Raw genomic sequence first — 26,241 nt, 5'->3', positions numbered from 1 at the left:
TCACCTGGAGCCTGGGGGGCGTTCATGAGTACGGCAGAGGTCACCGCGCACACCGATGCGCAAGCCACCGCGCACACCGATGCGCAAGCCGCGGACACCGATGGGAAGGTCGCCGCGCACACCTATACGGAGATCCGCAGCGTCGAGGAGCTGCGCGAGCTGATCCGGGAGCCGGACGCTCCCGCCGCCGGCAAGGTGCGCACCAGCCTGCACCCGTACGACAAGGCATGGCTCGCCAAGTCGCCGCTCGTGGTGATGGCCACCGCGGACGCCGACGGCCGGTGCGACACCTCGCCCAAGGGCGACCCGGCCGGCTTCGTGAAGGTGCTCGACGACACGACCATCGTGATCCCGGAGCGGCCCGGCAACCGGCGGGCCGACGGCTGGCTCAACGTCCTGCAGAACCCCCACGTGGGCCTGCTCTTCCTCGTCCCCGGCCGCAGCGACACCCTGCGCATCAACGGGCGCGCGAAGCTGGTCAAGGACGCCTCGTTCTTCGACGAGATGCTCGTGAAGGGGCACCGGCCGACGCTGGCCCTGGTCGTGGAGATCGAGGAGGTCTTCTTCCACTGCGCCAAGGCCTTCATCCGCTCCGCCACCTGGCAGCCGGAGACCTGGGACCCGAAGGCGGTGCCGTCCACGGCGCAGATCGCCAAGGCGACCACCCGCAAGCACCAGGACATCGAGGAGATCGAGGCCTTCTACGGGGCGGCGTACGGGGAGAAGCTGTACGAGGCCTGAGCCGCGCCGTACGGCCCTCGCCGGCCCCGCACAGAGACCTCGCCCGGCCCGCACAGAACCTCGTCGGGCCCGTACGGAAAGGTGCCCCCATCCCGTGCAGCAGGATGGGGGCACCCTCCGTGTCACCGTGCGCCTACAGCTCCTTGATGCGGATGTCGCGGTACGAGACCACGTCCGTCACACCGTGGACCTGGATCCCGATGTAGCCGGAGGCGAAGCGCCGTCCGTCCGTGCCGGGGTCGTCGGACCGCGGCGGCTCGAAGACCTGGCCGCCGGTGTTGTCGAACTCGTTGATCAGCACACCGTTGCGGAAGATCTTGTAGTGCTGGTCGACGACCTGGATCTCGTAGTCGTTCCACGTGCCCTTCGGGGTCACGCCCGCACCGGCCAGACCCACGCGGTCGAAGCCGTAGATCGAACCGGTCTTGTACATGTCGCCGGTCGGGCTGTCGAACTCCTGCACCTCATGCCCGTACTTGATGGCGACCCACTCCGGACGCGACTCCTCCGGGTGGTCGTGGACCCACGGGAAGCGGACGAAGACACCGGAGTTGGCGTTGCCGTTGGCCGGAGCGTCGTCGCGCCACTGGAGCTTCAAGGAGAAGTCCGTGTACTTGCGCTCCGGGAACCACAGCATGCCGAGCCCGGCCTTCGAGGTGCCCGAGGTCATCGTGCCGTCGGCGTTCAGCTGGAACGAACCGCCGCCCACGTGCTGCCACTTGTCGAACGACGACCGGGTGCCGTCGAAGAGCGGGCGGTAGCCCGTGGTGTTGCCGGGCGTGCCGATGCCGGACTTCTTCGCGGCCTGGTAGATCAACCGCCCCTCGCGTCCGTCGATGATGCCCTCGGCGATCAGCCGGTCGCGGACGGTGTCCACGTGCTTGAGGAACAGTGCGTGCGACGACCAGGACTTCTCGTCCTCGATCAGCTCGCCGATGGTGCACCGCGACTTCGTCATACGGTTCGGCACACCCGTGTTGATGGAGCCGACGAACACCGTCTCGCGCTCGTCGTACTCCGGGCAGTTCGGCGCCGACGGGTCGCCGCCCTCGACGACGGTCAGCGCCACCTCCTTCGCCTCGGAGGCGTTGCCCGCCTTGTCCGTGGCGCGGTAGAGGACCTCGTGCCGGCCGAAGCGGTCGAGGGTCAGCGGACCCGTGTACGCCACGTACGGGGCGCCGTCGAGCGAGTACTCGATCTTCTCGACCCCCGAGTCGTCGTCCGTCGCGGTCAGCGTGATCTTCGCCGAACCGACGTACGCACCGTCGAAGTTGCGGTTCCCGTCGACCTTCGCCGTGACCACCGGCGGGGTCTTGTCCTCCACCGGAGGCGCCACGAGCGTGAAGTCCACGCTCTTCTCGGCCGCCGCGTTCCCGGCCTTGTCCGTGGCCCGGTAGCGCACCTTGTAGGTGCCCGGGTCGTGGAACATCACCGGAGCGGTGTACGGCTGCCAGGCACCGTCCGCGCCGACCGCGTACTCGGTGGTGTTGACCCCCGAGCCCGCGTCCGAGGCCGAGACGGTGACCGTGGCCATGCCCACGTACTGGCCCTGGCCGTTCTGCTCACCGGTCACCGTCGCCGAGGTGTCCGGCGGCGTGGTGTCGTTCGTGTCCGGAGCGACCACCTTGAAGGACTCGCTCTTCTCGGGGGCCACGTTGCCCGCCTTGTCGGCGGCCCGGTAGCGGATCTTGTGGTCGCCCACCGTGTTCACCACGACCGGGCCGGTGTACGGCTGCCACTCGCCCGCGTCACCGACGGCGAACTCCACCTTCTCGACGCCCGAACCGCCGTTCTCGTCCACGGCGTCCACCGTGACGGTGGCCTGGCCGATGTACGCGCCGTCGGCGTTCTTCGTGCCGTCCACCTTCGCCGAGGTGGTCGGCGCCGTGGTGTCCTCGCCGCCGCCCTCGGTCACGACGAGGATGCCCTGCATCGTGCCGTGGCCCGGGATGGTGCAGTGGTACAGGTAGCGGCCCGGGGTGAGGACCACCTCGGCGGTGTGCCGGCCGCCCTGGTCGTCGTTCGGGTTGGCCAGGATGTTCAGCGGCACGTCGTTGTTGTACTCGGGGTCCGCGATGTCGAACGTCAGCGTGTGCGGCATCCCGGTGGTGTTCCCGGTGGCCTCGCTGTTCTCGAAGACGATCGTCGTCGCACCCGCCACCGCCGTGGTCGGCGCCGACAGATAGCGGTCGATGGGGTCGCCCGCCGTCCACGTCAGCGTCTGGGCCGCGGCCGCCGCCTGCTTCGCCTCCGCCTGCCCGAGCTCCTCGCCGTACGCGACGGGCGCGGACAGTCCGAGCATGAGGAGCAGCGTCGCGAGCAGCACCCGCAGCTGCGGTCTCTGGATCAAATTCCTCATGACTGGGCTCCTCTCGCCAGCTTGTCCGCCGCCGGAGTCGCCGCGCCGCCGTGGTAAGTGACCTTCCACAACGCCGACTTGGCGTCCGAGGTGAAGAAGCCGCGGCCGTAGTCGAGGACGTACAGCGAACCGTCAGGGCCGAACTTCCAGTCCATCAGGTTGTTGATGGCGTCGTTGCCGCCCGGGATGATCTTCTTCAGGGACTCGGCGTGCACCGGGGTGCCGCCCTTGCCGACCGTCCTCGGGTCGGTGAGCAGGGCGTGCCGCGGCTGGTCGCCGAAGTAGAAGTCGCCGACGAACCACTTGCCGTCCCAGTACGAGGGCCAGGCGCCCTCGCCGGCCTTGGCCGCGTCGTAGCGGTAGACCGGGCCGTTCATCGTGGCCTGGCCGCCGCCCTTGAGCCACGGCAGCAGGAACTTCTGCTCCTCGGCCTTGTACGACGGGATGCCGTTGGCGTCCCGGGGGAAGTCCGGGCCGCCGCCCGCGGGCGAGTACCAGATGGTGTTGGACGTGACCGGCGGCAGCTTCACGAGACCGTCGTTGTTCGGCGACTCGTTGCGCGGGGCGTCGCAGTCGTACCAGCCCAGCGGCTTGGTCGGATCCGGCAGGTTGCGGTCGCGGTAGGGCTGCTTGTTGCCCATGCAGTACGGCCAGCCGTGGTTGCCGGGACCGGTGATCGCGGCGAACGTGTCGTACTTCGCCGGACCCCAGGTGGTCGAGGGCTGACCGGCGTCGGGGCCGACCCAGCCCGCGTACAGGATGTCGGTCTTCTGGTCCACGAAGATGCGCGCGGGGTTGCGCACGCCCATCACGTAGATCTCACCGCGGGTCTTGCCGCCGCCCTCGTCCGGCTCGTTCCCCGTGAACAGGTTGCCGGCCGGGAGCGTGTACGTGCCGTCGTCCTCGGGGTGGATCCGCAGGATCTTGCCGTTGAGGTTGTTGGTGTTGCCGGCGGTGCGCCGCGCGTCGGCGAAGGAGACGCCCTTGTAGTTCGGCTCCGGGTTGTTGCCCGAGTAACCGTCGCTGAACCGCGAGGAGTTGTTGTCCCCGGTCGCGATGTACAGGTTGCCCTTCGAGTCCCACGCCATGCCGCCGCCCGCGTGGCAGCAGCTGTGGATCTGCACCGGCCACTGGAGCAGGACCTTCTCGCTGGCCAGGTCCAGCTTGTTGGTCGCGAGGTCGAGCGTGAACCGGGAGACGTAGCGCTGGGCCATCCGCTTGTCACGGTCGATCTTCGCGTGCGGCGTGTAGTGCAGGTACACCCAGCCGTTGGTGAGGAAGTCCGGGTCGAGCTCGATGCCGAGCAGCCCCTCCTCGACCTTGATCAGCTCGTCGCCGCCGCCCTTGTTGCCGAAGACGCTGAGCGCGGCCGCCTTGGTGACCGTCTTCGTCTTCGGGTCGTAGACGTGGACCTCGCCGTTGCCCTTGCCGATGTCCGGGTTGTTCCAGTCCGTGACCACCGGCTGCGAGGAGTCCGCGCCGCCGCGGCCGATGTACAGGACCCGGCCGTCCTTGGCGGTCACCAGTCCGTGCGGCTCGCCGATCTGGTCGTTCTGGCCCGGCTGGTTGGGCTGGGTCAGGCGCTCGGCCTTGTAGTTGGCGTCGATCGTGGCCTTGCAGTCGGCGCGCACCAGACGCGTGGTCCAGTTGAGGGCGCCGCGCAGGTGCGTACGGAAGTCGACCTCGCTGTACGCGTCCGCCGTACCGCCCATCGCGGTGTAGAAGGACCGTCCGCCGTCGTAGTCACGGCACCAGGAGACCGGGTGGTCCCAGCCGTTGGCGCCCTCGCCCGGCTTGTAGGTTGACTCGCGCAGGCGCGCGACGGTGTGGACCTTGCCCGACGGGTTCTCCTTCCAGTTGAACCACTTGTCGAGCCGCTTCCACTCCAGAGGCAGGTCCTTGGTGGCCGGGTGCTGGCGGTCGCCGACCTCGACGGTGGCGCGCTGCGCGCTCGCGCCGCTGCCGGCCGCGGGCCGGGCGCCGATCAGACCGGTGAACCAGTCCGAATACGGTTCCGTACGGGCCGCGTTGTGCAGGCCGACGAACCCGCCGCCCGCCTCCATGTACGCCTCAAGGCCCAACTCCTGCTCGGCGTCGAGCACATCGCCGCCGCCGGTCAGGAACACCACGGCGTTGAACTTGCCGAGCGCCTTCTCGTTGGTGAAGATCCCCGCGTTGTCCGAGGCGGTGATCGTGAAGCGCTGGTTCTCGGGTCCGGTCTGGCCGATCCGCTCGATCGCCTCGATCCCCGCGTTGACCACGGGAGACTCCTCGGTGGCCGAGGCGTAGAAGACCAGGACGCGCACATTGCTACCGCCCGGCGGGGACGGCAGTGACATCGTTGTCTGCTCGGTCGCGGTCCGCGGCGGATCCGGGTAGGGGCGCGCGGTGGCCGGTGCCGTGGCGAGCAGCCCCACGGTCATCGTCCCGGCCGCGATCCCGGCCGCCCAGGCCCGTCTCGATCTGCGTCGTGCCGCGCTCAACCCTCGGTGTTTCCAGGGCTGTTGATGCGGTGGTAGCCGCATGTGTTCACCCACCCCTCGTCCGTAACGGCAACAGCGCATAGGAAGCTAGCCAGCTTTGCCCGTCCCGCCAATAGCTATGACCGGACTGGATCGAACTTTGTCCTGAGTGTGGATAAATGAAGATCCCGTCGCTACCGTGTGCCCGTCACCGGGGCCACCCGCGCCTCAGCAACCTCCGTACGGACATGGGGAGTTCGCAGATGCCCGAGCAGTCGGCAAGCAGCCTCGAAAACCTCGGCAGACGGGTCTTCAACCGGCGGCTTCTCGCCGGCGGAGCGGTGGTCGCCACCGGTCTGACATCGATGTCGGCGGCCGGATCCGGCAGTTCCGCCTCGGCCGTGGCGGAGGCGGCGGTGGCGCCCGCGGGCGGTGCGGTGCGCCATATGACGCTCTACGTCGAGGAGTTGGCCGACGGCCAGCTCGGCTACGGCCTGGAGAAGGGCAAGGCGTCCATACCGGGGCCGCTCATCGAGATGGTCGAGGGCGACACCCTGCACATCGAGGTGATCAACACTCTCGACATCGATGTCTCGCTGCACCCGCACGGCGTGGACTACGAGATCACCAGCGACGGCACCCGGCACAACAACTCCCATGTGGAGCCGGGGGGTTCGCGCACGTACACCTGGCGCACCCACGCGCCGGGGCGCCGCGCGGACGGCACCTGGCGCGCCGGGAGCGCGGGCTACTGGCACTACCACGACCACGTCGTCGGTACGGACCACGGCACCGGCGGTCTGCGCAAGGGGCTGTACGGGCCGCTGATCGTGCGGCGCAAGGGCGACATCCTGCCCGACAAGACCTTCACGATCGTCTTCAACGACATGACGATCAACAACCTGAAGACCGGGCCCGACTTCAAGGCCACGGTGGGCGACCGCGTGGAGATCGTGATGATCACGCACGGCGAGTTCTACCACACGTTCCACATGCACGGTCATCGCTGGGCGGACAACCGCACCGGCATGCTGTCCGGCCCCGAGGACCCCTCGCCGGTGATCGACAACAAGATCACCGGACCCGCCGACTCCTTCGGTTTCCAGATCATCGCGGGGGAGCGGGTGGGGGCCGGCGCATGGATGTACCACTGCCACGTCCAGAGCCACTCCGACATGGGGATGGCGGGCTTCTTCCTCGTCGCGAAACCGGACGGGACGATCCCCGGGCACGACGGTGGGCATGAGGGCCACGGGGCCGCGGAGAAGTCGTCGGCGAAGGAGCCGGCCGAGGACTCGGGGGCCGCACACGCGCACTGAGTGCGCCCGCGCACTACCACCGCAGGTGACCGCCCCGCTCCGCTTCGGCAGTGGCGGGGCGGTTGTCAGTGGGCGGTGCAAGACTCGGGAGCGGCAGGACAACGGGACCCACAAAGGAGTGGCTCATGCTCACCACCCGTTTTGTCACCGGTTCTCTGGTCTGGGTCGACCTCGGCACCCCGGACATCGAAGCCGCCAACGCGTTCTACGGCGCCCTCTTCGGCTGGGAGGCGCAGTCGTCCGAGGAGTTCGGCGGCTATGTGACGTACCGCAGCAAGGGGCAGGCCGTCGCCGGCGGCATGCAAGTCGCGCCCGAGGAGGGCGAGCCCGGCTGGGGGATCTACTTCCAGACACCCGACGCGGACGCGACCGCGAAGGCGGTCGAGCAGGCTTCGGGCGCCGAGCTCATGGCGCCCATGGATGTCGGACCGCTCGGGCGCATGGCGCTCTACAGCGACCCGGCGGGCGCGGGCTTCGGCATCTGGCAGCCGGGCGAGATGAAGGGATTCGAGCTGGTCAATGAGCCGAACTCGCTGAACTGGGTCGAGCTGTACACCACGGACGTCCCCGCGGCGGCCGCGTTCTACGGTGCGGCGCTCGGGCTGCGCACCAGCGCGGTCGAGTTCCCGGGCGGGTCCTACACCTCCGTGCACCCGGGCGGCACGGACGAGGACGCCATGTACGGCGGCATCGTGGACCGGTCCGACGACCCGGTCGAGGCCGAGCGCGGCCCGCACTGGCTGCCGTACTTCGAGGTGGAGGACGTGGACCAAGCCGTGGCCAAGGCGCGCGAGCTCGGGGCGAGCGTGCAGATGGAGCCCACGTCCATGACGGGCGTCGGGCGCCTGGCGAAGGTGACCGATCCGCAGGGCGCGCGGCTCGCGCTGATCAAGGGCGATCCGAACCAGGAGTGAGGCGCTGCGGGCGCTGCTCGGGCGGGGTGTGCCGTGGGTCCGGTGTCGCGGGGCCCTCGGCGCATCGCGTCCGGGCGCGGGCGCCCTCGAATGCGTGGCAAATGTCCGGGATGTGATAATCGACGATGTCGTCTTCGGGGGATGCCGTACGGGCCGTCCGAGCCCGGTCCGTGAGGCAGGCGCATGCGGCCGGCCCGTGGTCCGAGCACCTGGAGCCCGAGATGTACCCGATCCGTATCGACCCCCGGCCCGTGGCGGGCGAGGAGTCCGTCGCGCGCCTCGATCCCCGGGGCGCGCCGCTGGAGGAGCTGGCCGTCGCGCGGATCCGGATGCTTCCCGGCGCGGAGCGCGAGGCGCATGCGTACGAGGGCTCCGAGGCGATCCTGACCTGCGTGGACGGCGAGGTCGACGTGGAGAGTCCGGGCCGTGGGCGGATCACGCTGCGGCCGGCCGCGTGTGTGATGGTGCCGCGCGGCGAGCTCTTCACGCTGGCCAACCGCACGAGCCGCCCGGCCACGCTGCTCGCCGTACTCACCCGCGGCCCGGCCGTCGACCGCCTGCCGCGCGCGGAGCGGACCTCGCGTGATCCGCGGCATCTGAAGGCGGTGGCCTGACCGGTGTCCGGTCGCCTCGCGGCCCGAGGGTCAGGGCGCCGGTGCCGCATCCGGTCCTGCCGGAGGCGGCGCGCCTCCCGGGTCGGTGGGCGGCGTGCCTGTCGGGTCCGCGGGCGGCGTGACCTCTGGTGCGGTGAGGTCGCCGAACTGTCCCCGGAGCGACTCGAGGATGCTGTCGAGTGTGCCGGGGTGCGTGGCCGCGTAGACGATGAAGCCGAGAAGGATCAGGAAGCCGATGCCGGCGCCAGGGCCCCGGTAGTAGCCGTCCCAGGTGAAGTAGCGGTTGCCGCCCATGGTGTGTACCCCTTCGGCACGGTGACTGGTTGTGCAGGGGAACACCAGTCGGCGGCGCTACGGGTTCCTCGGGACCGGGGCCCGCAGCGGTGGCGTGACACGGGCGGCACGGATCCGCGACCAACCGGACCCGGCGCGGAACTTATGCCGCGTACTCCGTGAGATCGATGCCGTGGATCTGCAGCGGTACGTCGTACTCGGGATGGGTCGTCTCGCGTTCGGGGACCATGCCGAGCTTGCCGATCACGTTCGCCGAGGCCGTGTCGCCGACCCTGCTGATGGCGACGACGTGGTCGAGGCCGCGGTCCTGGAGCGCGAACTCCAGCGTGGCGTGGGCGGCTTCGGAGGCGTAGCCCTGGCCCCAGAACGGTGCGCCGAGCCGCCAGGCGATCGCCGGGTGGGGCAGTGCCTCCGGCAGGTACTCGGGCAGGGTGAGGCCGGTGAAGCCGGCCAGTTCGCCCGAGGCGAGGAGTTCGACCGCGAAGAGGCCGAAGCCCTCCTCGTCCCACTCCTCCTCCCACCGCTCGATGTCCTCGGCGGTCTCGTCCAGGCTGCGCACCGAGCCGTCGTCCACCCAGCGCATGACCCGCCGGTCGGCGTTGATCTCCGCCATCGGTACGAGGTCGCTGTCGAGCCAGCGGCGGAGGAGGAGGCGGGGCGTGCGGATCTCGGTCATGACGCCCATCTTGCCGAAGCCGCCGGTGTCACCGGTAATCGCGGCGTCGCGGCGGGCGCGTGCAGGTGCGGGCAGGCACCTCTGGCCCGGCAGTCGGCGCCCCGGTCCGGCGTGGCATGCGGCGCCCCGCGATCGGGCGGCCGCGCGGCACTCCGGGACCGGGCGGGCAGGCGGCACCCGGCCCGGCACGCGGCACCGCGCAACCGGTCAGCCCCGCGGCACCTCGCCGGTCAGCCGCGCGGCACCACGCCACCGGCCCGGCACGCGGCACCCCGAGCCCAGCAGGCCCGCAGCCCCCGTCCACGTTGATCTCTCGTTGAGCGAACGTTTCACGCCACGCGGCAGGCTTCTGCCCATGCCCCGCATGACTGCAGCCACCCCCACACCCGCCTGGCACGAGGACGCCCTGTGCGCTCAGACCGGGCCGGAGTTCTTCTTTCCGGAACCCGGGAGTTCCGTGAGTGAGGCCAAGCGCATCTGTGCCTCCTGTCCCGGCCGCGCCGCCTGCCTCGACCACGCGCTCCGGCACGACGAGCGCTTCGGCGTCTGGGGCGGCCTCTCCGAGAAAGAGCGGCTCGCCCTCAGGCGCTCCCGGCGCTAGCGGGTGCCCCGGGCCGCGGTTCAGGCCTACTCGACCGAGAACATCCACTCATGGGTCTGCGCCATGGGGGCAACGTGGCACCGCCGGGGTGCTTCGTGAACGGGCCGGTTCGGCCGGAATCGGCGGGCCGGTGCGGCCCGCCGATCAGAGGGGTGGCTACTGGGCGGCCGCGCGCGCCGCGAGCCGCGCCTTGCGCGCGGCCAGCTTCTCGTCGAACTTCGCGGCCTCCGCGTCCAGCCCGTTCATGAACAGGCCGAGCTCCTCCTGCGCCTTGAGGCCCTCCGGGCCCAGGCCCTGGATCTCCAGGACCTTCAGGAAGCGCAGGACGGGCGAGAGCACGTCGTCGTGGTGAATGCGCATGTTGTAGATCTCGCCGATGGCCATCTGCGCGGCGGCGCGCTCGAAGCCGGGGATGCCGTGGCCGGGCATGCGGAAGTTGACCACCACGTCGCGGACGGCCTGCATGGTCAGATCCGGGGCGAGCTCGAAAGCGTTCTTGAGCAGGTTGCGGTAGAAGACCATGTGCAGGTTCTCGTCCGTGGCGATACGGGCGAGCATCCGGTCGCAGACCGGGTCACCGGACTGGTGGCCGGTGTTGCGGTGGGAGATGCGGGTGGCCAGCTCCTGGAAGGCCACGTACGCGATGGAGTGCAGCATCGAGTGCCGGTTGTCGGACTCGAAGCCCTCCGACATGTGGGACATACGGAACTGCTCGAGCTTGTCCGGGTCCACCGCGCGCGAGGCGAGCAGGTAGTCCCGCATCACGATGCCGTGCCGGCCCTCCTCGGCGGTCCAGCGGTGCACCCAGGTGCCCCAGGCGCCCTCGCGGCCGAAGAGGGTGGCGATCTCGTGGTGGTAGCTCGGGAGGTTGTCCTCGGTCAGCAGATTGACCACCAGAGCGGTCTTTCCGATGTCGGTCACCTTGGACTGGCTGGGGTCCCAGGCCTCGCCGTCCTCGAAGAATCCGGGGAAGTTGCGGCCGTCGGACCACGGCACGTACTCGTGCGGCATCCAGTCCTTGGTGACCTTGAGGTGCCGGTTGAGCTCCTTCTCGACAACCTCTTCCAGCGCGTACAGCAACCGGGCGTCGGTCCAGCCGGTCGGACTGCCGAGGTGGGGAGAGGTAAGAGTCACGGGTGCTCCTGGGGACTGGGGCAGGGGGATACGCGGGCAGCGCGAAGTCGCGCAGTACCTACGGGTTCGTAGGTTACGAAACCGTAGGTTAAGCATCGCGTAAAGGAGATCCCTGATCAGGGCCCCGCGCAGTCCGTTTTGTCCCCAACGCGCAGCGTGAGTGCGGCCGTCCCGCGACCGCACTCACGCCCGCGTCATGCCTCGATTTCCGGGGCGTCCGGCGCCTCAGTTCAGTGCCATCAGCTCCCGCACCTCCTCCAGGCTGGTGTCGCGCAGCTCACCGTCGAGCAGCAGCCACCGGGTGATCCCGATCGACTCCAGGAACGGCAGATCGTGGCTGGCCACGATCAGCGCTCCCTCGTACGCGTCCAGCGCGTCGGTGAGCTGACGGACGCTGGCCATGTCGAGGTTGTTCGTCGGCTCGTCCAGCATCAGCAGCTGCGGCGCCGGCTCGGCGAGCATCAGCGCGGCGAGCGCCGCGCGGAACCGCTCGCCGCCCGACAGGGTCGACGCGAGCTGATCGGCCCGCGCGCCCTTGAACAGGAAGCGGGCCAGGCGCGCCCGCACCCGGTTGTTGGTGGCGTCGGGCGCGGCCTTCGCCACGTTCTCCGCCACCGTCAGGGCGCCGTCGAGCACGTCGAGGCGCTGCGGCAGGAAGCGCAGCGGCACATGCGTCTCCACCTCGCCCCCGACGGGCCGCAGTTCACCCGTGACCGTGCGCAGCAGCGTGGTCTTGCCCGCACCGTTGCGCCCGATCAGCGCGATCCGCTCGGGCCCGCGCAGGTCGAACTCGCCCTTCACGCGCGCCCCGTAGGCGAGTTCGAGGTTCCGCAGGGTCAGGACCTGACGGCCCGGCGGCACCGCCGTGTACGGCAGGTCGACCCGGATCTCCTCGTCGTCGCGTACGGCCTCGATCGCCTCGTCCAGACGTTCCTTCGCCTCCTTCAGCTTCTCCTCGTGCATGATGCGGTGCTTGCCCGCGGAGACCTGGGCCTCGCGCTTGCGGGCGTTCATGATGATCTTCGGCTCGCGCTTCTGTGCGTACATCTTGTTGCCGTAGCGCACGCGCTTGGCCAACTTGACGTGGGCGTCGGACAGTTCGCGCTTCTGCTTCTTGAGGTCTCCCTCGGCGACGCGCACCATCCGCTCGGCCGCCTCCTGTTCGATGGCGAGCGCCTCCTCGTACGCCGTGAAGTTGCCGCCGTACCAGACGACCTCGCCGGAGCGCAGATCGGCGATCTGGTCGACCAGGTCGAGGAGTTCACGGTCGTGGCTGACCACGATCATGACTCCGGACCAGGCCGCGACGGCGGCGTACAGCCGGCGCCGCGCGAACAGGTCGAGGTTGTTCGTCGGCTCGTCGAGCAGCAGCACGTCGGGGCGGCGCAGCAGCAGCGCCGCCAGCCTGAGCAGCACGGACTCGCCGCCGGAGACCTCGCCGATGGTGCGGTCGAGGCCGATGTGGCCGAGGCCGAGCTGGTCGAGCATCGCGACGGCGCGCTCCTCGACGTCCCAGTCGTCGCCGACCGCCGTGAAGTTCTCCTCGCTCGCGTCGCCCGCCTCGATGGCGTGCAGCGCGGCGCGGGTCGCGGCGATCCCGAGCGCCTCGTCGACTCTGAGTGCGGTGTCGAGCGTGACGTTCTGCGGCAGGTAGCCGACCTCGCCGGCGATCCTGAGGGAGCCGTCGGTGGGGGTGAGCTCACCGGCGATCAGTTTCAACAGGGTTGATTTTCCCGACCCGTTGACGCCGATGAGGCCGGTGCGGCCGGGGCCGACGGCCAGTTGGAGGTCGTCGAAGACCTCGGTCCCGTCGGGCCAGGTGAAGTCGAGCGCGGTGGCGGATACGGAGGTGGGGAAGGTAGACATACGGGCTGCCTCTCGAGGTCGCGGTGGGTGGCGGGCGACGTACGAGACACCGCGGGCGACAGCTCGCAGGAGACAGGTCCTGGGGCGGCGGGACGGTCCGTGAAGGAAAGGCTTCAGGGAGGTCCCGGGGCAACAAAGAAGCCCTGTTCCGCAAGGAGGACGGCTCACATGCCGAGGTCGCACACGACGCGCACAGTGCACAGGCACTGCATCAGGCGCGGTGTCTCAGGACCTCAGACGAGCAACGTCCTTCTCCAATCGGCGGCAACAGAAGCCCTTACACCGTAAGACGGCGCTGCTCGGACTGTCAACCGATCTTTCTGGTGACCGGGGGGCAGGGACCGGCGCCTCGATGTCGGAAATTCGCCAGCGTCCCCCGCCCGGTGCTTGATTGAGTGGGGGCATGACGAACACCGCCGCTCTCATCGCCAAGGCCCGTGCCCTGCACGCCCTGCACACCCCCGGACGTCCGCTCGTCCTCGCCAACGTCTGGGACATCCCCTCCGCCCGCATCGTCCAGGACGCCGGAGCCGCCGCCCTGGCGACCACCAGCTCCGGGGTGTCCTGGGAGCTGGGCGCCGCCGACGGGGACCATTTGGAGCGCGAGCGCGCGGTCGAGGCAGTCAGCAGGATCACCGCGGCGGTCGAGCTGCCGGTCACGGCCGACATCGAGCGCGGCTACGGCGAGCGCCCCGAGGACGTGGCCGCCACCGTACGGGCCGTATTCGGAGCGGGAGCGGTCGGCGTCAACCTCGAGGACTCGGTGGACGGCGGACTGCGCCCGGCCGAGGAGATGGCCGAGCGGATCGCGGCCGCGCGGGCCGCCGCGGACGAGGCCGGAGTGCCGCTGTTCCTCAACGCGCGCACCGACACGTATCTGCGGCAGGCGGGCGAGGAGAGCGGGCGGCTCGCGGAGACCCTGCGCAGGGCCGCGGTCTACCGGGAGGCGGGCGCCGACGGGATCTTCGTGCCCGGCGTCGTGGACCTCGGGCTGGTCAAGGAGCTGGTCGACGGGATCGACGCGCCGCTGAACGTCCTTGCCGGGCCCGGTGCGCCCGAGGTGGGCGAGTTCGCGGGGGCCGGGGTCGCGCGGGTGAGCGTCGGCGGCCGGATCGCGGAGGCCGTGCACGGCCTGGTGCGCCGGGCCGCGAAGGAGGTGCTCACCACGGGCGGCTACACGCACATGGCGGGCGCGATCGAGTACGGCGAGCTGAACGAGCTGTTCGGCTGAGGCGGCGGTTCGACGGGCTCCACGGCTCTTCGGCCGAGCCGAGCTCGACGAGTTGTTCCGTCGCGGCGGACCGGACGTACCTCCGGGCTGGGGCGGTCCGCCTCAGCAGGCTCCGCCAAGGAGCTCCGCCAGGTTCTGGTCCACGTCCAGGTGCAGGTGCTCGCGGCCGGCCGGCACCAGGGCCGTGGACCGCTTGAGGAAGCGGCGCAGCTCGCCCGTGCGGACATGCACGATGGCCGTGCCCTCGGGGGCGTGGAACTCGAGCACGGTCCGGTCGTAGCCGTACGGGCGCACCCGCACGTCACCGTCTCCGGACGGCTCCTCCACGCCCGCGGTGAGCAGCTCGCGGGCGAAGGTCCAGGAGACCTCCACGCCTTCGAGGGTGGCGGGCGCCGGGAAGGTCATGCGCACGGCGAAGGGGTCGCTGCGGTCATAGGCCAGCGTCGCGGGGATGGTGGGCATCCGCGGTGCGGCCGCGACGAGTCGGGCCTCGACGTCCTGTTCGATGACGGTGGTCAACCCTTGCTCCCTTACGACGGCTGGCTGGATGGGCCTGCACTGGAATAGACGGCGGAATCCCTCGATCCGTGCACGCGGCGGGCCGTGACGTGTGTCACCGCGCGCCACGCCAGGGGTACCCACATCGGGGCGCGTGCCGCATCGCGCGGTCCGGCTGCGCGCCACGCTAGGGGTGCCCGCACCGGGCCGCGACCGCCGCGCGGGGGACAGCGCCGCGTTGACGCCGCAGGTCGGAGCCGCGCGCCCGGGCCCCAACACGGATGCCGCCGGGGGCGGTTGAGGCCACCGCGCCCTCTGGACGCCCCGGGGCGCGTCGGCTAGCTTCGCCGCGCATGACAGCTTTGGGGAAGTCGAGGCGTACACGGCGTCGAGTGGCGGCAGGTGCCGCAGTCGCGGCGGTGGCCGCTGTGCTGAGCGGTCCGGCTCCGGCGGCCGCGGACGGCGGTGCGGCACCGGGAGCGCGCGCGGACGGCACCGGTGACGTGTCCGCGTACACGAAGAGTCTGCGCTGGGACCTCAAGCCGAGCGGGGCCGAGGTGCGCTTCCGCGGGCTCGCCGCCGTCAGCCGCAGCACCGCGTGGGTGGCCGGATCCAAGGGGACCGTCCTGCGCACCACCGACGGCGGCGCGAGCTGGGCGGACGTGTCGCCGCCCGGCGCGGGCGAGCTCGAGTTCCGCGACATCGAGGCCTTCGACCGCAAGCGGGCCGTGGTCCTGGCCATCGGTGAGGGCGAGGCCTCGCGGGTGTTCCGCACCGAGGACGGCGGAGCGACCTGGACCGAGGCTTTCCGCAACGACGAGCCCCGGGCCTTCTACGACTGCCTCACCTTCTTCGACACGAAGAACGGGCTCGCGATGAGCGACCCCGTGGACGGCAAGTACCGGATCCTGTCCACGCGCGACGGCGGCCGCAACTGGAAGGTGCTGCCCAGCGCGGGCATGCCGCCGGCGCAGCCCGGCGAGGCCGGGTTCGCGGCGAGCGGGCAGTGCCTGGTCAGCCACGGACGCTCCGACGTGTGGCTCGCGACGGGCGGCGGTGCCACGGCGCGCGTGCTGCACTCCTCGGACCGCGGCCTGACCTGGACGGCCGCCGAGACCCCGATCCCCGCGGGCGACCCGGCCAAGGGCGTGTTCGCCCTGGCCTTCCGCTCCCGTGCGCAGGGCATCGCGGTGGGCGGCGACTACCGGGCCGACCAGGCCTCGCCCAAGGCCTCGGCGGTCAGCCGCGACGGCGGCCGTACGTGGCAGACCTCGGCGGAGCCGGTGCCCGCGTACCGCTCGGGCGTGACCTGGCTCCCGCACACGAAGTCCGTGGCGCTCGCGGTCGGCCCGACGGGCACCGATGTCACCTTCGACGGCGGCCGTACGTGGCGGGCCTTCGACCAGGGTTCCTTCGACACCGTGGACTGCGCCCAGGACTTCGGGTGCTGGGCCTCCGGCGAGAAGGGCCGGATCGCCCGCCTGGAGCCGTAAGACCCGGGCGCGGGGCGGGGGTTGGAGTGCGGTCCGGCAGGCACGCGCCATGTCGGACCGCACAAGATCACCGTCCTGATCTTGGGTGATCGACTACCTGCGGGCGGCGCACGGGCCGTGTTCGAATCCGTAGGCACCGACGGACCGGGATGCACGTCAGGCCCGGGGCGGTCCGCAGCGCGCCGACGCAGGCAGCGCGCGGGCCGGACGGCGGGGAGCGTCTGCCGTGATCAGACGCTGGACGCCGGGCGTACGGGATCGACGTATCCACGTACCCGAAGGGTCAGCCACATGAGCAAGCACGTACTCGCGCAGAACCAGTACGGCAAGGCCGAGAACCGCATCGTCCATGTCACCCGCAAGGGCAGCGACGGCTCCTGGCACGAGATCCGCGACCTGAACGTCTCGGTCGCGCTGCGCGGCGAGTTCCGCGATGTCCACCTCACCGGCGACAACGCCAACTGCCTGCCGACGGACACCACGAAGAACACCGTCTACGCCTTCGCCAAGGAGCACGGCATCTCCTCGCCGGAGGCCTTCGGCATCCTGCTCGCCAAGCACTTCGTGACCTCGCAGGCGCCGATCCACGAGGCGCAGATCCGTATCGAGGAGTACTCCTGGGAGCGGATCCCGGTCCCCACGCGCAAGGAGCAGCACTCCTTCGTCCGCAAGGGCCAGGAGGTGCGCACCTCGCAGATCACCTTCAGCGAGAACACCGGCAAGCTCCAGGTGATCTCCGGTCTGAAGGACCTGACCGTGATGAACTCGACCAACTCGGAGTTCCACGGCTACATCAAGGACAAGTACACGACCCTCCAGGAGGCGTACGACCGCATCCTGGCCACCAAGGTCACCTCGCGCTGGGCCTACTCGGCGGCCGCCGCTGCGGACGAGGAGTTCGACTGGGACCGCTCGTACGCCAAGGTGCGCACGCACATGCTGGACGCCTTCGCCGAGACGTACAGCTACTCGCTTCAGCAGACCCTGACGCAGATGGCCGAGCGCGTCCTCGACCACTGCCCGAAGGTCAACGAGGTCCGGCTCAACCTGCCCAACAAGCACCACTTCCTCGTCGACCTGGAGCCCTTCGGGCTGAAGAACGACAACGAGGTGTACTTCGCGGCCGACCGGATGTACGGCCTGATCGAGGGCACCATCCACCGCGACGGCGTCGAGCCCGTGATCGCCACCAGCGACTGGATCGTCGCGTAACTCCACGCGGACACGGGGCTCTTGGGGTCCGCCGGGGGGCGGATCGCGAGGGCCCCGTTACGCTGCACGGCATGATCGACTGGACAGCGGACCACGACGACGCCGAGGTGGCCGTGGCCGCCGCCCGTGCCGGTGCCGACGTGGTGCGGCGCATGTACGGCCAGGACCTCGACCGGACCGACAAGGGCGCGGGCGACTTCGCCACCGCCGCCGACCTCGCGGCGGAGCGCGCGATCCTCGACCTGCTGCGGACGGCTCGCCCCGGGGACGCCATCGTCGGCGAGGAGACCGGCCGCCAGGGCGCCGCGGGCTCCGGCCGCGAATGGCTGGTGGACCCGCTGTGCGGCACGCTCAACTACGCCTCCGGCACCCTGGCCGTGGGAGTCAACGTGGCGCTGCGCGAGGGCGCGGCGGCGGTGGCGGACCCGTTCACGGGCGAGGTGTACGCGACGGACGGCAGGCGTGCGTGGTGCCGGACCGGGGACGGGGAAGCGCCGCTCGTCCCGACGGGCAACGCCGACACTCCACTCGCCACGACAGGGGACGCCGACACTCCGCTTGTCCCGACAGGGAGCGCCGTCACCCCGCTCGTCCCGACGCCCGCCACGCACCTGGTGGACGTCAACCTGGACCCGCCCTTCCCGAGCGCCCCCGCCTTCCGCGCGGTCGACCTGCTGGCCCACCCCGCTTTCGTGGCGCGCTTCCGCCCGCGCGTCCTCTCGACCTCACTGGCCCTGGCCTGGGTCGCGGCCGGGAAGCGCGCCGCCTACGTGACGGACGGCGGAGACCTGTCCGGGAGCGTGCACTTCGCCGCCGGGATCGCCCTGTGCCGGGCCGCCGGGTGCGTGGTCACGGGAGTGGACGGGCTGCCGATCGGCCGCGGCGGCAAGGGACTTGTGGCGGCGGCGGACGAGGACACCCACCGGGCGCTGATGTCGATGATCACCACTTCGGGCTCCTGAACCAGCCTTCAGCGCCGGGTGCACGGGACTAGTCCACCCCGTGCACATCCCCCCGCGTCATCGAGCGCACCGCCGCCCCGAAGCCCAGGCCGTCCGGCGGCATGCCCGGGTGGTGGGCCGCGGTGGTGGCCGAGGCGCCGAGCGTGAGGCGCGAGACGATGCGGTAGCGGTCGCCCCGGTAGACGGAGTGCACGTACTCCACGTGCCGGCCCGTCGTGTCCGTGGTCAGGCGCTCGAAGAGCAGGGCGGGGGAGAGCACGGGTACGTCGAGCAGTCGGGACTCGGCCTCGCTGGTGACCGTCGGCTCGATCGACTGGACCGCGTCGCGCACCTGCACCCCGTGCTGGGTGCGCAGATGCTCGTAGAGATCGCCGCCCTCCAGCTCCTCGGCGCTCAGACCCGGCACCAACTCGGCCGGGATGTGCAGGTATTCGAGGGCCATGGGCGCCTCGTCGACGATGCGCAGCCGCGCCACGTACATGATCTCGGCGGCCGGGGAGATGCGCAGCCGGCGGCCCACCCGGGCGCCCGCCGGCATCGTGGTGAACTCCAGGAGCCGGCTGGACCAGGTGCCGGAGGCCTGTGGCAGGGCGAGCGCGTGATCGTCCGAGACCATCTCCTGCGTGATCTTCTCCGGCGCCACGAACATGCCGCGGCCGTGTTCGCGTACGAGCACGCCCGTGGCCACCAGTTCGTCCACCGCGGCGCGCAGGGTCGGCCGGGAGACGCCGAGCCGGCTGCACAGGGTGCGCTCGGAGGGGATCGCGTCGCCCGGGTGCCGCGACTCGACCAGTTCGAGCAGGAACTCCCGTACGCGGTCCCGTTTCAGCACTCCTGAGGATTCACCGTCCATGCGGGGACCTTACCAGAGCTGACCAGTTGGTTTGGGTGGTCGGGTGGCAATCGGTCCGAGTGGTAAGTGCTTGCCGTCGCGGTGTGCCCAATTTCCCACGGGTACAGACCTCTTGACGCCCTCATTGGTCCATGCCACCTTGCTCCATCAGCAACTGGTCACCTTTCCAATTGGTCATCTTGCCGGGGTGGGTCATGAAGATAGTACGTTTCTTCGCAGGCGCCGCCGCACTCGCGGTGGCCGCCTCGCTCAGCGCATGCGGTGGCAGTGACGACAAGGGCAGCGGCGACGGCAAGGGCGACGGAGGGCGGACCACGCTCGACGTCTGGCTCATGCGCGACAGCGTGTCCGAGGAGTTCCAGACACAGTTCGAGAAGGACTTCGAGAAGCAGCACCCGAAGATCGACGTCAAGATCCAGATCCAGGAGTGGAACGGGATCGGACAGAAGATCACCGCGGCCCTCGCCTCCAACGACGCCCCCGACGTGATCGAGGTCGGCAACACCCAGGTCGCCCAGTACGCGGCGAGCGGCGGCGTGAAGGACCTCAGCGACAAGGTCTCCCAGCTCGGCGGCAGCGACTGGATCCCGGGCCTCGCCGAACCGGGCAAGGTCGACGGCAAGCAGTACGGCATCCCGTACTACGCGGCGAACCGAGTCGTCATCTACCGCACCGACCTCTACGAGAAGGCCGGGATCAAGCAGCCGCCCACCACGCGCGAGGAGTGGCTGGCCGCCACAAGGAAGCTCAACACCGGCAAGCAGCAGGGCATTTACCTGCCCGGCCAGAACTGGTACACCCTCGCCGGCTTCATCTGGGACGAGGGCGGCGACCTCGCCGTCAAGGAGGGCGACACCTGGAAGGGTGCGCTCGACACCCCCGAGGCGCTGGCCGGCATGGAGTTCTACAAGGAGCTCCAGAGCCTCGGCAAGGGCCCGAAGGACTCCGACGAGGCCGAGCCGCCGCAGGTCGAGGTGGTCGCCAAGGGCGACGTCGCCCAGGTCATCGCCGTGCCGGGCGGGGCCAAGCTGATCGAGGAGGCGAACCCCGAACTCAAGGGCAAGCTCGGCTTCTTCCCGATCCCCGGCAAGACCGCCGACAAGCCCGGTGCCGTGTTCACCGGCGGCTCCGACCTGATCATCCCCGAGGCCTCCGGCAACCCGGACGAGGCGTACGCCTTCATCAAGGCGCTCGCCGGCGACGACGCCCAGAAGAAGCTGGCCACGGCGATGAGCTACGTGCCGAACAAGAAGTCCCTGGCGAGCGTCCTCGCCTCCGACCCGGGCGCCTCCGCCATGGCCACCGGCGCGACCAACGGCCGCGCGACCCCCAACTCCCCGGAGTGGGCCGCCGTCGAGGCCAACAACCCGATCAAGGAGTTCATGACGCAGGTGCTGACCGGCGCCGACCCGAAGAAGGCCGGAGCCGACGCCACCGAGGCCGTCAGCAAGGCGCTCGGCGGCTGAGATGGCCCTGCACACCGCCCCGCGCGAGACGCGCGACCCGGGGCAGGAGCTGCGGCGGCCGGCTGCCCCCGGCCGCCGCAGGTCCGCGGTCCTGTGGCCGTACCTCCTCATCGCGCCGACCGTGCTCGGCGTGGCCTTCCTGCTGCTCTACCCGCTCCTTCGCAACCTCCAGCTGTCCTTCCAGAGCTTCGGGATGGGCGAACTCATCCGCGGCGGCGCCGAGTTCGTCGGCCTGGACAACTACCGCGAGCTGCTCGGCGGCGGCGAGTTCTGGGACGTGGTGGTACGCACCCTGGTCTGGACGGTGGTCAACGTCGTCCTGATCGTGGGCCTCGCCACCCTCGTCGCCCTGATGCTCCAACGCCTGGGCCGCACCCTGCGCGTCCTGGTGATGAGCGCCCTGGCCCTGGCCTGGGCCACGCCGATCCTCGCGGCGACCACCGTCTTCCAGTGGCTCTTCGCCTCCCGGCTCGGCGTGGTCAACTGGGTGCTCGTCCAGCTCGGGTTCGACTCGTACGAGGGCTACTCCTGGTTCGCGGACGGCACCGCCACCTTCACCATCCTGGTGATCCTCGTGGTCTGGCAGTCCGTCCCGTTCGCCGCGATCACCCTCTACTCGGCGCTCACCACCGTGCCCGCCGAGATCTACGAGTCCGCCCGGCTCGACGGCGCGGGGGAGTGGCGGATGTTCCGCTCGCTGACCGTGCCGATCCTGCGGCCCATCTTCGGCCTCGTGCTCTGCCTCGAAGTGATCTGGGTGTTCAAGTGCTTCGCGCAGATCTGGGTGGTCAGCGAGGGCGGACCCAACGACGCCACGACCACGCTGCCGGTCTATGCGTACCAGATCGCCATCTCACTGCACCACTACGACCTCCAGGCCGCATCGTCCACGATCACCGTGCTCCTGCTTGGCGTGATCCTCTTCGTCTATCTGCGCCAACTGTTCCGGCAGGAGGGCGAGTTGTGAACCTCCGTTCCCTCGTGCGGCGGCTGCCGCTCAACCTCGCCGCCGTCGCCGTCTTCGTCGTCACGATCTTCCCCGTCTACTGGATGGCCTCCACCGCGTTCAAGCCGGCGGGGGACATCAACGCGGACACCCCGGTGTTCGTGCCGACCCGGCTCACGCTCGAGCACTTCCGTACGGCCGTGGCGGCGGACGGCTTCGCCACGTTCTGGCGCAACAGCCTGCTCGTGACCGCCACCGCCGTGCTGCTCGCGCTGGTCATCGCCCTCGGCTCGGCCTTCGCCGTGGCCCGGCTGCGGTTCCGCGGCAAGCGGGGCTTCGTCCTCATGGTGTTCATCGCGCAGATGGCGCCCTGGGAGGCCATGCTCATCCCGGTCTACATCATCGCCCGCGACACCGGCCTGCTCGACCGGCTCGCGATGCTGACGCTGCTCTACTTCATCATCACGCTGCCGTTCACCATCATCACCCTGCGCGGATTCCTCGCCGCCGTCCCTGTGGAGTTGGAGGAGGCGGCCCAAGTCGACGGCTGCACCCGGCTCTCGGCCTTCCGGCGCGTCACCTTCCCGCTGCTCGCCCCCGGTCTGCTCGCGACCTCGCTCTTCGGATTCATCACCGCCTGGAACGAGTTCGCCTTCGCCAACATGCTCATCGTCAAGAACCAGGACGACCGCACCCTGCCCGTCTGGCTCTCCTCCTTCTCCAACACCTTCGGCACCGACTGGGGCGCCACCATGGCCGCCTCCACGCTCTTCGCGCTGCCGGTCCTGATCCTCTTCCTCGTCCTGCAACGCCGGGTCACCACCGGCTTCGTCTCGGGTTCCGTGAAGGGCTGACCCCATGGGAGCTACCGCATGCTGATCCCCCGCCCCCGCCAAGCCGTCCGCCAGACCGGGCACTTCCTCCTCGACACGGCCACCACCCTGCACCTGGCACCCGGCGCGGAGCCCGCCGCGGAGCTGCTGCGCCTCCGCACCGGACTGCCGCTGCGGGCCTCGGCGGACAGCGCGTTCGTGCTCGCGATCGACCCGGCGCTCAGCGGACTCGGCGAGGAGGGGTACGGACTCACGGTCGGCCGTGACGCCGTCCTGCTGCGGGCCCGCACCCGGGCCGGCCTGCTCAACGGCGCCCACACCATCTCCGCACTCCTGGAGCGCGGGGGCCGGCTGCCCTGCACCCAGATCAGCGACAGCCCGCGCTTCGCCTGGCGCGGTCTGATGCTCGACGTGGCCCGCCACTTCCTGCCGATGGCGTACGTACGCGACGTGGTCGACCGGATCGCCGCGTTCAAACTCAACGTCCTCCACCTGCACCTGACGGACGATCAGGGCTGGCGGATGCCCGTCGACGCCTACCCGCTGCTCACCGAGATCGGCTCGGTGCGGGCCCGGACGGCCGGTGACGGCACCCCGCACGGCGGGCACTACACCAAGGCGGAACTGCGGGAGTTGGTGCACTACGCCGCTGCGCGCGGGGTGCGCGTCGTGCCGGAGATCGAGATGCCCGGCCACGCCCGCGCCGCCCTCGCCGCCTACCCGCACCTCGGCAACCGCCCCGAGCGCCGGCTCGACGTCTGGGACCGCTGGGGCATCTGCGAGAACGTCCTCGGGGTGCACGACGAGGTGTTCGCCTTCGTACGGGACGTCCTGGACGAGGTCGTCGAGGTCTTCGACAGCCCGTACATCCATCTCGGCGGCGACGAATGCCCGACCGTCGAATGGGAGGAGAGCCCGCGCGCGGTCGCCGTCGCCGCCGAGGCCGGGATCTCGCCGAAGGAGCTCAACGCCTGGTTCCTCAGCCGCGCCGGATCCCACCTCCTTGACCTCGGGCGTACGCCGGTGTGCTGGGCCGAGCCCGACGCGACCGCGCTGCCGCCGGAGTTCGTGGTGATGCCCTGGCGCGACGCCGGCCACGGACTCGGCGCCGCACGGCGCGGCCACCGGGTCGTGATGACCCCGCACCTGGACACGTACCTCAACTACCCCCAGTCCGACGCCCCGCACGAACCGGCAGGCCAGCCGGGCGCGACCGTGACCCTCGAGGACGTGTACGCGGCCGAGCCCGCGCCGCCCGACTGGTCGCCCGAGGAGTCCGCGCGCGTCCTCGGCACCCAGGCCCAGGTCTGGACGGAGTACGCGGCCACCCCGGACGCCATCGACTACCTGCTCTTCCCGCGGCTCGCCGCACTCGCCGAGGTCGCCTGGAGCGAAGGCCCGCGCGACCTCCCGGATTTCCGGCGCCGCCTCACGGCGCGCTGACGCGGCCGCCGACCCCCCGTCGGCCGCACACCACCCCCACCATGAGGAGGAACACCTCGTGCACGGAAGACTACGGATGACGGCCGTCGCGGCCGCTCTCACTGTGGCTGCGGCGGGTGCGCTCACCGCACCCAGCGCGGCCGCCGCCTCGGAGTCCGTCAGCGCCCAGTACCACACGGGCTCCACCGGCAGCGACCAGGCCGAGCCGTGGCTGAAGCTCACCAACAAGGGCTCGGACACGGTGCAGTTGAGCGGCCTGACCGTCCGCTACTACTTCAAGGCCGACTCGGCCGCCGCCCAGTACCGCTTCGCCTGCTCCTGGGCGGTGAAGGGCTGCGCCAACATCACCGGCACCTTCGGCACCCTCGCCAAGCCCACCGCGACCGCCGACCGCTACCTGGAGATCGGCTTCACCTCCGGTGCCGGCTCGCTCGCGCCCGGCGCGAACACCGGCGACATGCAACTGCGCTTCCACCGGGCCGACTGGCAGTCGCTGAACCAGCAGGACGACTACTCCTTCGGCGCCGCGCAGACCTCGTACGCGGACTGGTCCAAGGTGACCGTCCAGCGCGGGGGCACGCTCCTGTGGGGCACCGCGCCCGAGGGCAACGACCCCGGAGACCCGGGCGGGCCCGGTGACCCCGGTGGTCCGGGCGGCCCCGACCCGACGAAGCCCGCGCTCTTCGACGACCTCAACTACACCGCGCACAACGACCCGCGGATCGCCCAGCGCGGCTGGACCGTCAAGTCCGGCCAGGGCGGACCCGGTGTGCCCGGCGCGACCTGGGCCCCCGAACAGGTCACCTTCGCCCAGGAGTCGGGCAACAGCATCATGACGCTGCGCACCAGCACCGACGGCACCGCGGCGGGCACCCGGCAGACCGAGCTGTACCACCAGCGCAAGTTCACCAAGGGCACCTACGCGTCCCGGGTGTACTTCAGCGACACCCCCAACTCGGGCCCGGACGGGGACCACATGGTGCAGACGTTCTTCACCATCACCCCGCTCGATGCCCCCATGGACCCGGACTACGGCGAGCTCGACTTCGAGTACCTGCCGAACGGCGGCTGGGGCGAACCGGCCAACATCCTGTACGCCACGTCCTGGGAGACGTACAACCCCGAGCCGTGGCAGGCCGTGAACACCCACACCGAGGTCCGCCAGAGCTACGCCGGCTGGCACGACCTGGTGATCACCGTCGACAACACCTCCATCAAGTACTACGTCGACGGGCAGCTCTTCGGTACGCACAACGAGCCCTACCTGCCCGAGACCGCCATGTCCATCAACCTCAACAACTGGATCATCTCCGGCGGCCTCGTCGCCTCCAGCACCCCGCGCGCGTACGACGAGAAGGTCGACTACGTGTACTACGCCAAGGACCAGATCCTGACCCCGGACCAGGTCAAGGCCCAGGTGGCGAAGTACCGCACGGACGGCGTGACGCACACGGACAACGTGAGCTGACGCCCCTGGCCGGTCGGGGGTGCGCGCCCCTCGCGTACCCTCGACCGCACCATGGATCACGCCGCCACCGACGCCGCCACCGACGCCGCCACCGACACCGTTCCCGCAGCCGTCCCCGCTCCCGTGCCCGCCGGCTGGCCCACCACCGAGGCCGAGGCCCGCGCGGTGCAGGACCGGCTGCGTCCGCAGGTCGTGCTCGACGAGGACGGTCCGGTGCCCGGCGAGGGCCTGGTCACCGGCGTGGACGTGGCCTACGACGACGAGCGCGACCTCGTGGCGGCGGCCGCGGTCGTCCTCGACGCGCGCACCCTGGAGGTCGTCGAGCGCGCCACCGCACTCGGCCGGATCTCCTTCCCGTACGTCCCCGGCCTCCTGGCCTTCCGTGAACTCCCCGCCGTACTCGCGGCGTTGGGCGCCCTGAAGTCACCGCCCGGCCTGGTGGTCTGCGACGGCTACGGCCTGGCCCACCCCCGCCGCTTCGGCCTCGCGGCCCACCTCGGCGTCCTCACCGGACTGCCCGCCCTCGGCATCGCGAAGAACCCCTTCACCTTCTCGTACGAGGAGCCGGGCGCCGCGCGCGGAGCGGTGGCCGCCCTCGTGGACGGGACCGAGGAGGTCGGACGGGCCGTACGCACCCGGGACGGCGTCAAGCCGGTCTTCGTCTCGGTCGGCCACCGCGTCTCCCTGGACCGCGCCTGCGCGCACGCCCTCCACCTCGCTCCGCGCTACCGCCTGCCGGAGACGACGCGGCGCGCGGACGCGTTGTGCCGCCGGGCACTCGCCGAGGCGTCCTCGTCCTCCTAGCGTTCCGCCGCGTCTCGAAAAGCGTTTGTGGGCGTCCACCCGGGGTGCTGCA

Annotated in this window: 23 protein-coding genes; 15 read left to right on the top strand and 8 right to left on the bottom strand. The window is 70.5% G+C overall.

Going from position 1 to position 26,241, the window contains the following annotated elements; all coding sequences use genetic code 11:
• The first annotated feature begins 24 nt into the window (after window positions 1-24).
• Entirely contained in the window at window positions 25-741 is a 717-nt protein-coding gene (locus BLT97_RS03565; protein ID WP_093607139.1) for a pyridoxamine 5'-phosphate oxidase family protein, read from the top strand.
• A gap of 133 nt (window positions 742-874) precedes the next feature.
• On the opposite strand, the gene BLT97_RS03560 is transcribed toward BLT97_RS03565, so the two are convergent.
• Together BLT97_RS03560 and BLT97_RS03555 are read right to left on the bottom strand one after the other, a co-directional pair.
• Window positions 875-3,100, bottom strand: a complete 2,226-nt coding sequence (locus tag BLT97_RS03560) for an OmpL47-type beta-barrel domain-containing protein (protein WP_093607138.1) — start codon at window positions 3,098-3,100, stop codon at window positions 875-877.
• Window positions 3,097-5,625 (bottom strand): ThuA domain-containing protein, encoded by a 2,529-nt coding sequence (locus BLT97_RS03555; protein WP_093607137.1) that lies wholly within the window; start codon window positions 5,623-5,625, stop codon window positions 3,097-3,099. Before BLT97_RS03555 ends, BLT97_RS03560 begins: the two co-directional genes overlap by 4 nt.
• A gap of 200 nt (window positions 5,626-5,825) precedes the next feature.
• Between BLT97_RS03555 and BLT97_RS03550 the strand changes: the two genes are divergently transcribed.
• The 3 genes from BLT97_RS03550 to BLT97_RS03540 all read left to right on the top strand — a co-directional run bounded on the left by BLT97_RS03550 (window position 5,826) and on the right by BLT97_RS03540 (window position 8,409).
• Window positions 5,826-6,881 (top strand): multicopper oxidase domain-containing protein, encoded by a 1,056-nt coding sequence (locus BLT97_RS03550; protein WP_093607136.1) that lies wholly within the window; start codon window positions 5,826-5,828, stop codon window positions 6,879-6,881.
• A 125-nt stretch (window positions 6,882-7,006) separates the two neighbouring features.
• A complete protein-coding gene (locus BLT97_RS03545; protein WP_093607135.1) occupies window positions 7,007-7,795 on the top strand; it encodes a VOC family protein in 789 nt (262 codons plus the stop codon).
• Between the two features lie 170 nt (window positions 7,796-7,965).
• Window positions 7,966-8,409 carry a cupin domain-containing protein gene (locus tag BLT97_RS03540; protein ID WP_093607134.1) on the top strand — a complete coding sequence of 148 codons (444 nt, stop codon included), beginning with the start codon at window positions 7,966-7,968 and terminating at the stop codon, window positions 8,407-8,409.
• A 30-nt stretch (window positions 8,410-8,439) separates the two neighbouring features.
• Here the strand turns inward: BLT97_RS03540 and BLT97_RS03535 are convergent, their stop codons facing one another.
• Window positions 8,440-8,703, bottom strand: a complete 264-nt coding sequence (locus BLT97_RS03535; protein WP_093607133.1) for a hypothetical protein — start codon at window positions 8,701-8,703, stop codon at window positions 8,440-8,442.
• Window positions 8,704-8,845: 142 nt separating this feature from the next.
• Window positions 8,846-9,379, bottom strand: a complete 534-nt coding sequence (locus BLT97_RS03530; protein ID WP_093607132.1) for a GNAT family N-acetyltransferase — start codon at window positions 9,377-9,379, stop codon at window positions 8,846-8,848.
• 364 nt (window positions 9,380-9,743) lie between these two features.
• Between BLT97_RS03530 and BLT97_RS03525 the strand changes: the two genes are divergently transcribed.
• The gene (locus BLT97_RS03525) at window positions 9,744-9,980 is read left to right on the top strand and encodes a WhiB family transcriptional regulator (RefSeq protein ID WP_425442639.1); all 237 of its coding nucleotides are present in this window, start codon (window positions 9,744-9,746) and stop codon (window positions 9,978-9,980) included.
• A 156-nt stretch (window positions 9,981-10,136) separates the two neighbouring features.
• Here the strand turns inward: BLT97_RS03525 and BLT97_RS03520 are convergent, their stop codons facing one another.
• Together BLT97_RS03520 and BLT97_RS03515 are read right to left on the bottom strand one after the other, a co-directional pair.
• Entirely contained in the window at window positions 10,137-11,114 is a 978-nt protein-coding gene (locus BLT97_RS03520) for an acyl-ACP desaturase (protein ID WP_093607130.1), read from the bottom strand.
• Between the two features lie 225 nt (window positions 11,115-11,339).
• Window positions 11,340-12,980, bottom strand: a complete 1,641-nt coding sequence (locus tag BLT97_RS03515) for an ABC-F family ATP-binding cassette domain-containing protein (RefSeq protein WP_093607129.1) — start codon at window positions 12,978-12,980, stop codon at window positions 11,340-11,342.
• Between the two features lie 403 nt (window positions 12,981-13,383).
• Here BLT97_RS03515 and BLT97_RS03510 point away from each other — a divergent pair, with 403 nt between their 5' ends.
• Window positions 13,384-14,211, top strand: a complete 828-nt coding sequence (locus tag BLT97_RS03510; RefSeq protein ID WP_093607128.1) for an isocitrate lyase/PEP mutase family protein — start codon at window positions 13,384-13,386, stop codon at window positions 14,209-14,211.
• Between the two features lie 102 nt (window positions 14,212-14,313).
• Here BLT97_RS03510 and ssgD read toward each other — a convergent pair whose 3' ends face one another.
• Window positions 14,314-14,730 (bottom strand): spore wall synthesis regulator SsgD, encoded by a 417-nt coding sequence (ssgD, locus tag BLT97_RS03505; protein ID WP_093607127.1) that lies wholly within the window; start codon window positions 14,728-14,730, stop codon window positions 14,314-14,316.
• A 332-nt stretch (window positions 14,731-15,062) separates the two neighbouring features.
• Here ssgD and BLT97_RS03500 point away from each other — a divergent pair, with 332 nt between their 5' ends.
• From BLT97_RS03500 to BLT97_RS03490, 3 genes are all read left to right on the top strand, one after another.
• Window positions 15,063-16,202, top strand: coding sequence for a beta propeller repeat protein (locus tag BLT97_RS03500; protein WP_176953625.1), 1,140 nt, complete (start codon window positions 15,063-15,065; stop codon window positions 16,200-16,202).
• 291 nt (window positions 16,203-16,493) lie between these two features.
• Window positions 16,494-17,414, top strand: a complete 921-nt coding sequence (pucL, locus tag BLT97_RS03495) for a factor-independent urate hydroxylase (RefSeq protein WP_093607125.1) — start codon at window positions 16,494-16,496, stop codon at window positions 17,412-17,414.
• Between the two features lie 71 nt (window positions 17,415-17,485).
• Window positions 17,486-18,376, top strand: coding sequence for an inositol monophosphatase family protein (locus tag BLT97_RS03490; protein WP_093607124.1), 891 nt, complete (start codon window positions 17,486-17,488; stop codon window positions 18,374-18,376).
• Window positions 18,377-18,404: 28 nt separating this feature from the next.
• Here BLT97_RS03490 and BLT97_RS03485 read toward each other — a convergent pair whose 3' ends face one another.
• Entirely contained in the window at window positions 18,405-19,229 is an 825-nt protein-coding gene (locus BLT97_RS03485; RefSeq protein WP_093607123.1) for a GntR family transcriptional regulator, read from the bottom strand.
• 194 nt (window positions 19,230-19,423) lie between these two features.
• Here BLT97_RS03485 and BLT97_RS03480 point away from each other — a divergent pair, with 194 nt between their 5' ends.
• The 6 genes from BLT97_RS03480 (at window position 19,424) to BLT97_RS03455 (ending at window position 26,189) form a co-directional block, all read left to right on the top strand.
• The gene (locus BLT97_RS03480) at window positions 19,424-20,695 is read left to right on the top strand and encodes a sugar ABC transporter substrate-binding protein (protein ID WP_093607122.1); all 1,272 of its coding nucleotides are present in this window, start codon (window positions 19,424-19,426) and stop codon (window positions 20,693-20,695) included.
• 1 nt (window position 20,696) lies between these two features.
• Window positions 20,697-21,662, top strand: coding sequence for a carbohydrate ABC transporter permease (locus tag BLT97_RS03475; RefSeq protein ID WP_093607121.1), 966 nt, complete (start codon window positions 20,697-20,699; stop codon window positions 21,660-21,662).
• 83 nt (window positions 21,663-21,745) lie between these two features.
• Entirely contained in the window at window positions 21,746-22,495 is a 750-nt protein-coding gene (locus BLT97_RS03470) for a carbohydrate ABC transporter permease (RefSeq protein WP_093607747.1), read from the top strand.
• An 18-nt stretch (window positions 22,496-22,513) separates the two neighbouring features.
• The gene (locus BLT97_RS03465) at window positions 22,514-23,917 is read left to right on the top strand and encodes a beta-N-acetylhexosaminidase (RefSeq protein WP_093607120.1); all 1,404 of its coding nucleotides are present in this window, start codon (window positions 22,514-22,516) and stop codon (window positions 23,915-23,917) included.
• Window positions 23,918-23,993: 76 nt separating this feature from the next.
• Window positions 23,994-25,385, top strand: a complete 1,392-nt coding sequence (locus BLT97_RS03460; RefSeq protein ID WP_093607119.1) for a cellulose binding domain-containing protein — start codon at window positions 23,994-23,996, stop codon at window positions 25,383-25,385.
• Window positions 25,386-25,436: 51 nt separating this feature from the next.
• Window positions 25,437-26,189 (top strand): endonuclease V, encoded by a 753-nt coding sequence (locus BLT97_RS03455; protein WP_093607118.1) that lies wholly within the window; start codon window positions 25,437-25,439, stop codon window positions 26,187-26,189.
• Window positions 26,190-26,241 lie beyond the last annotated feature (52 nt).

Origin of the sequence: Streptomyces indicus, assembly GCF_900100315.1 — a bacterium.
Lineage (GTDB): Bacteria > Actinomycetota > Actinomycetes > Streptomycetales > Streptomycetaceae > Streptomyces > Streptomyces indicus.
The sequence above is the reverse complement of the archived record's forward strand: the minus strand, read 5'-3'. Positions and strand labels throughout refer to the sequence as shown.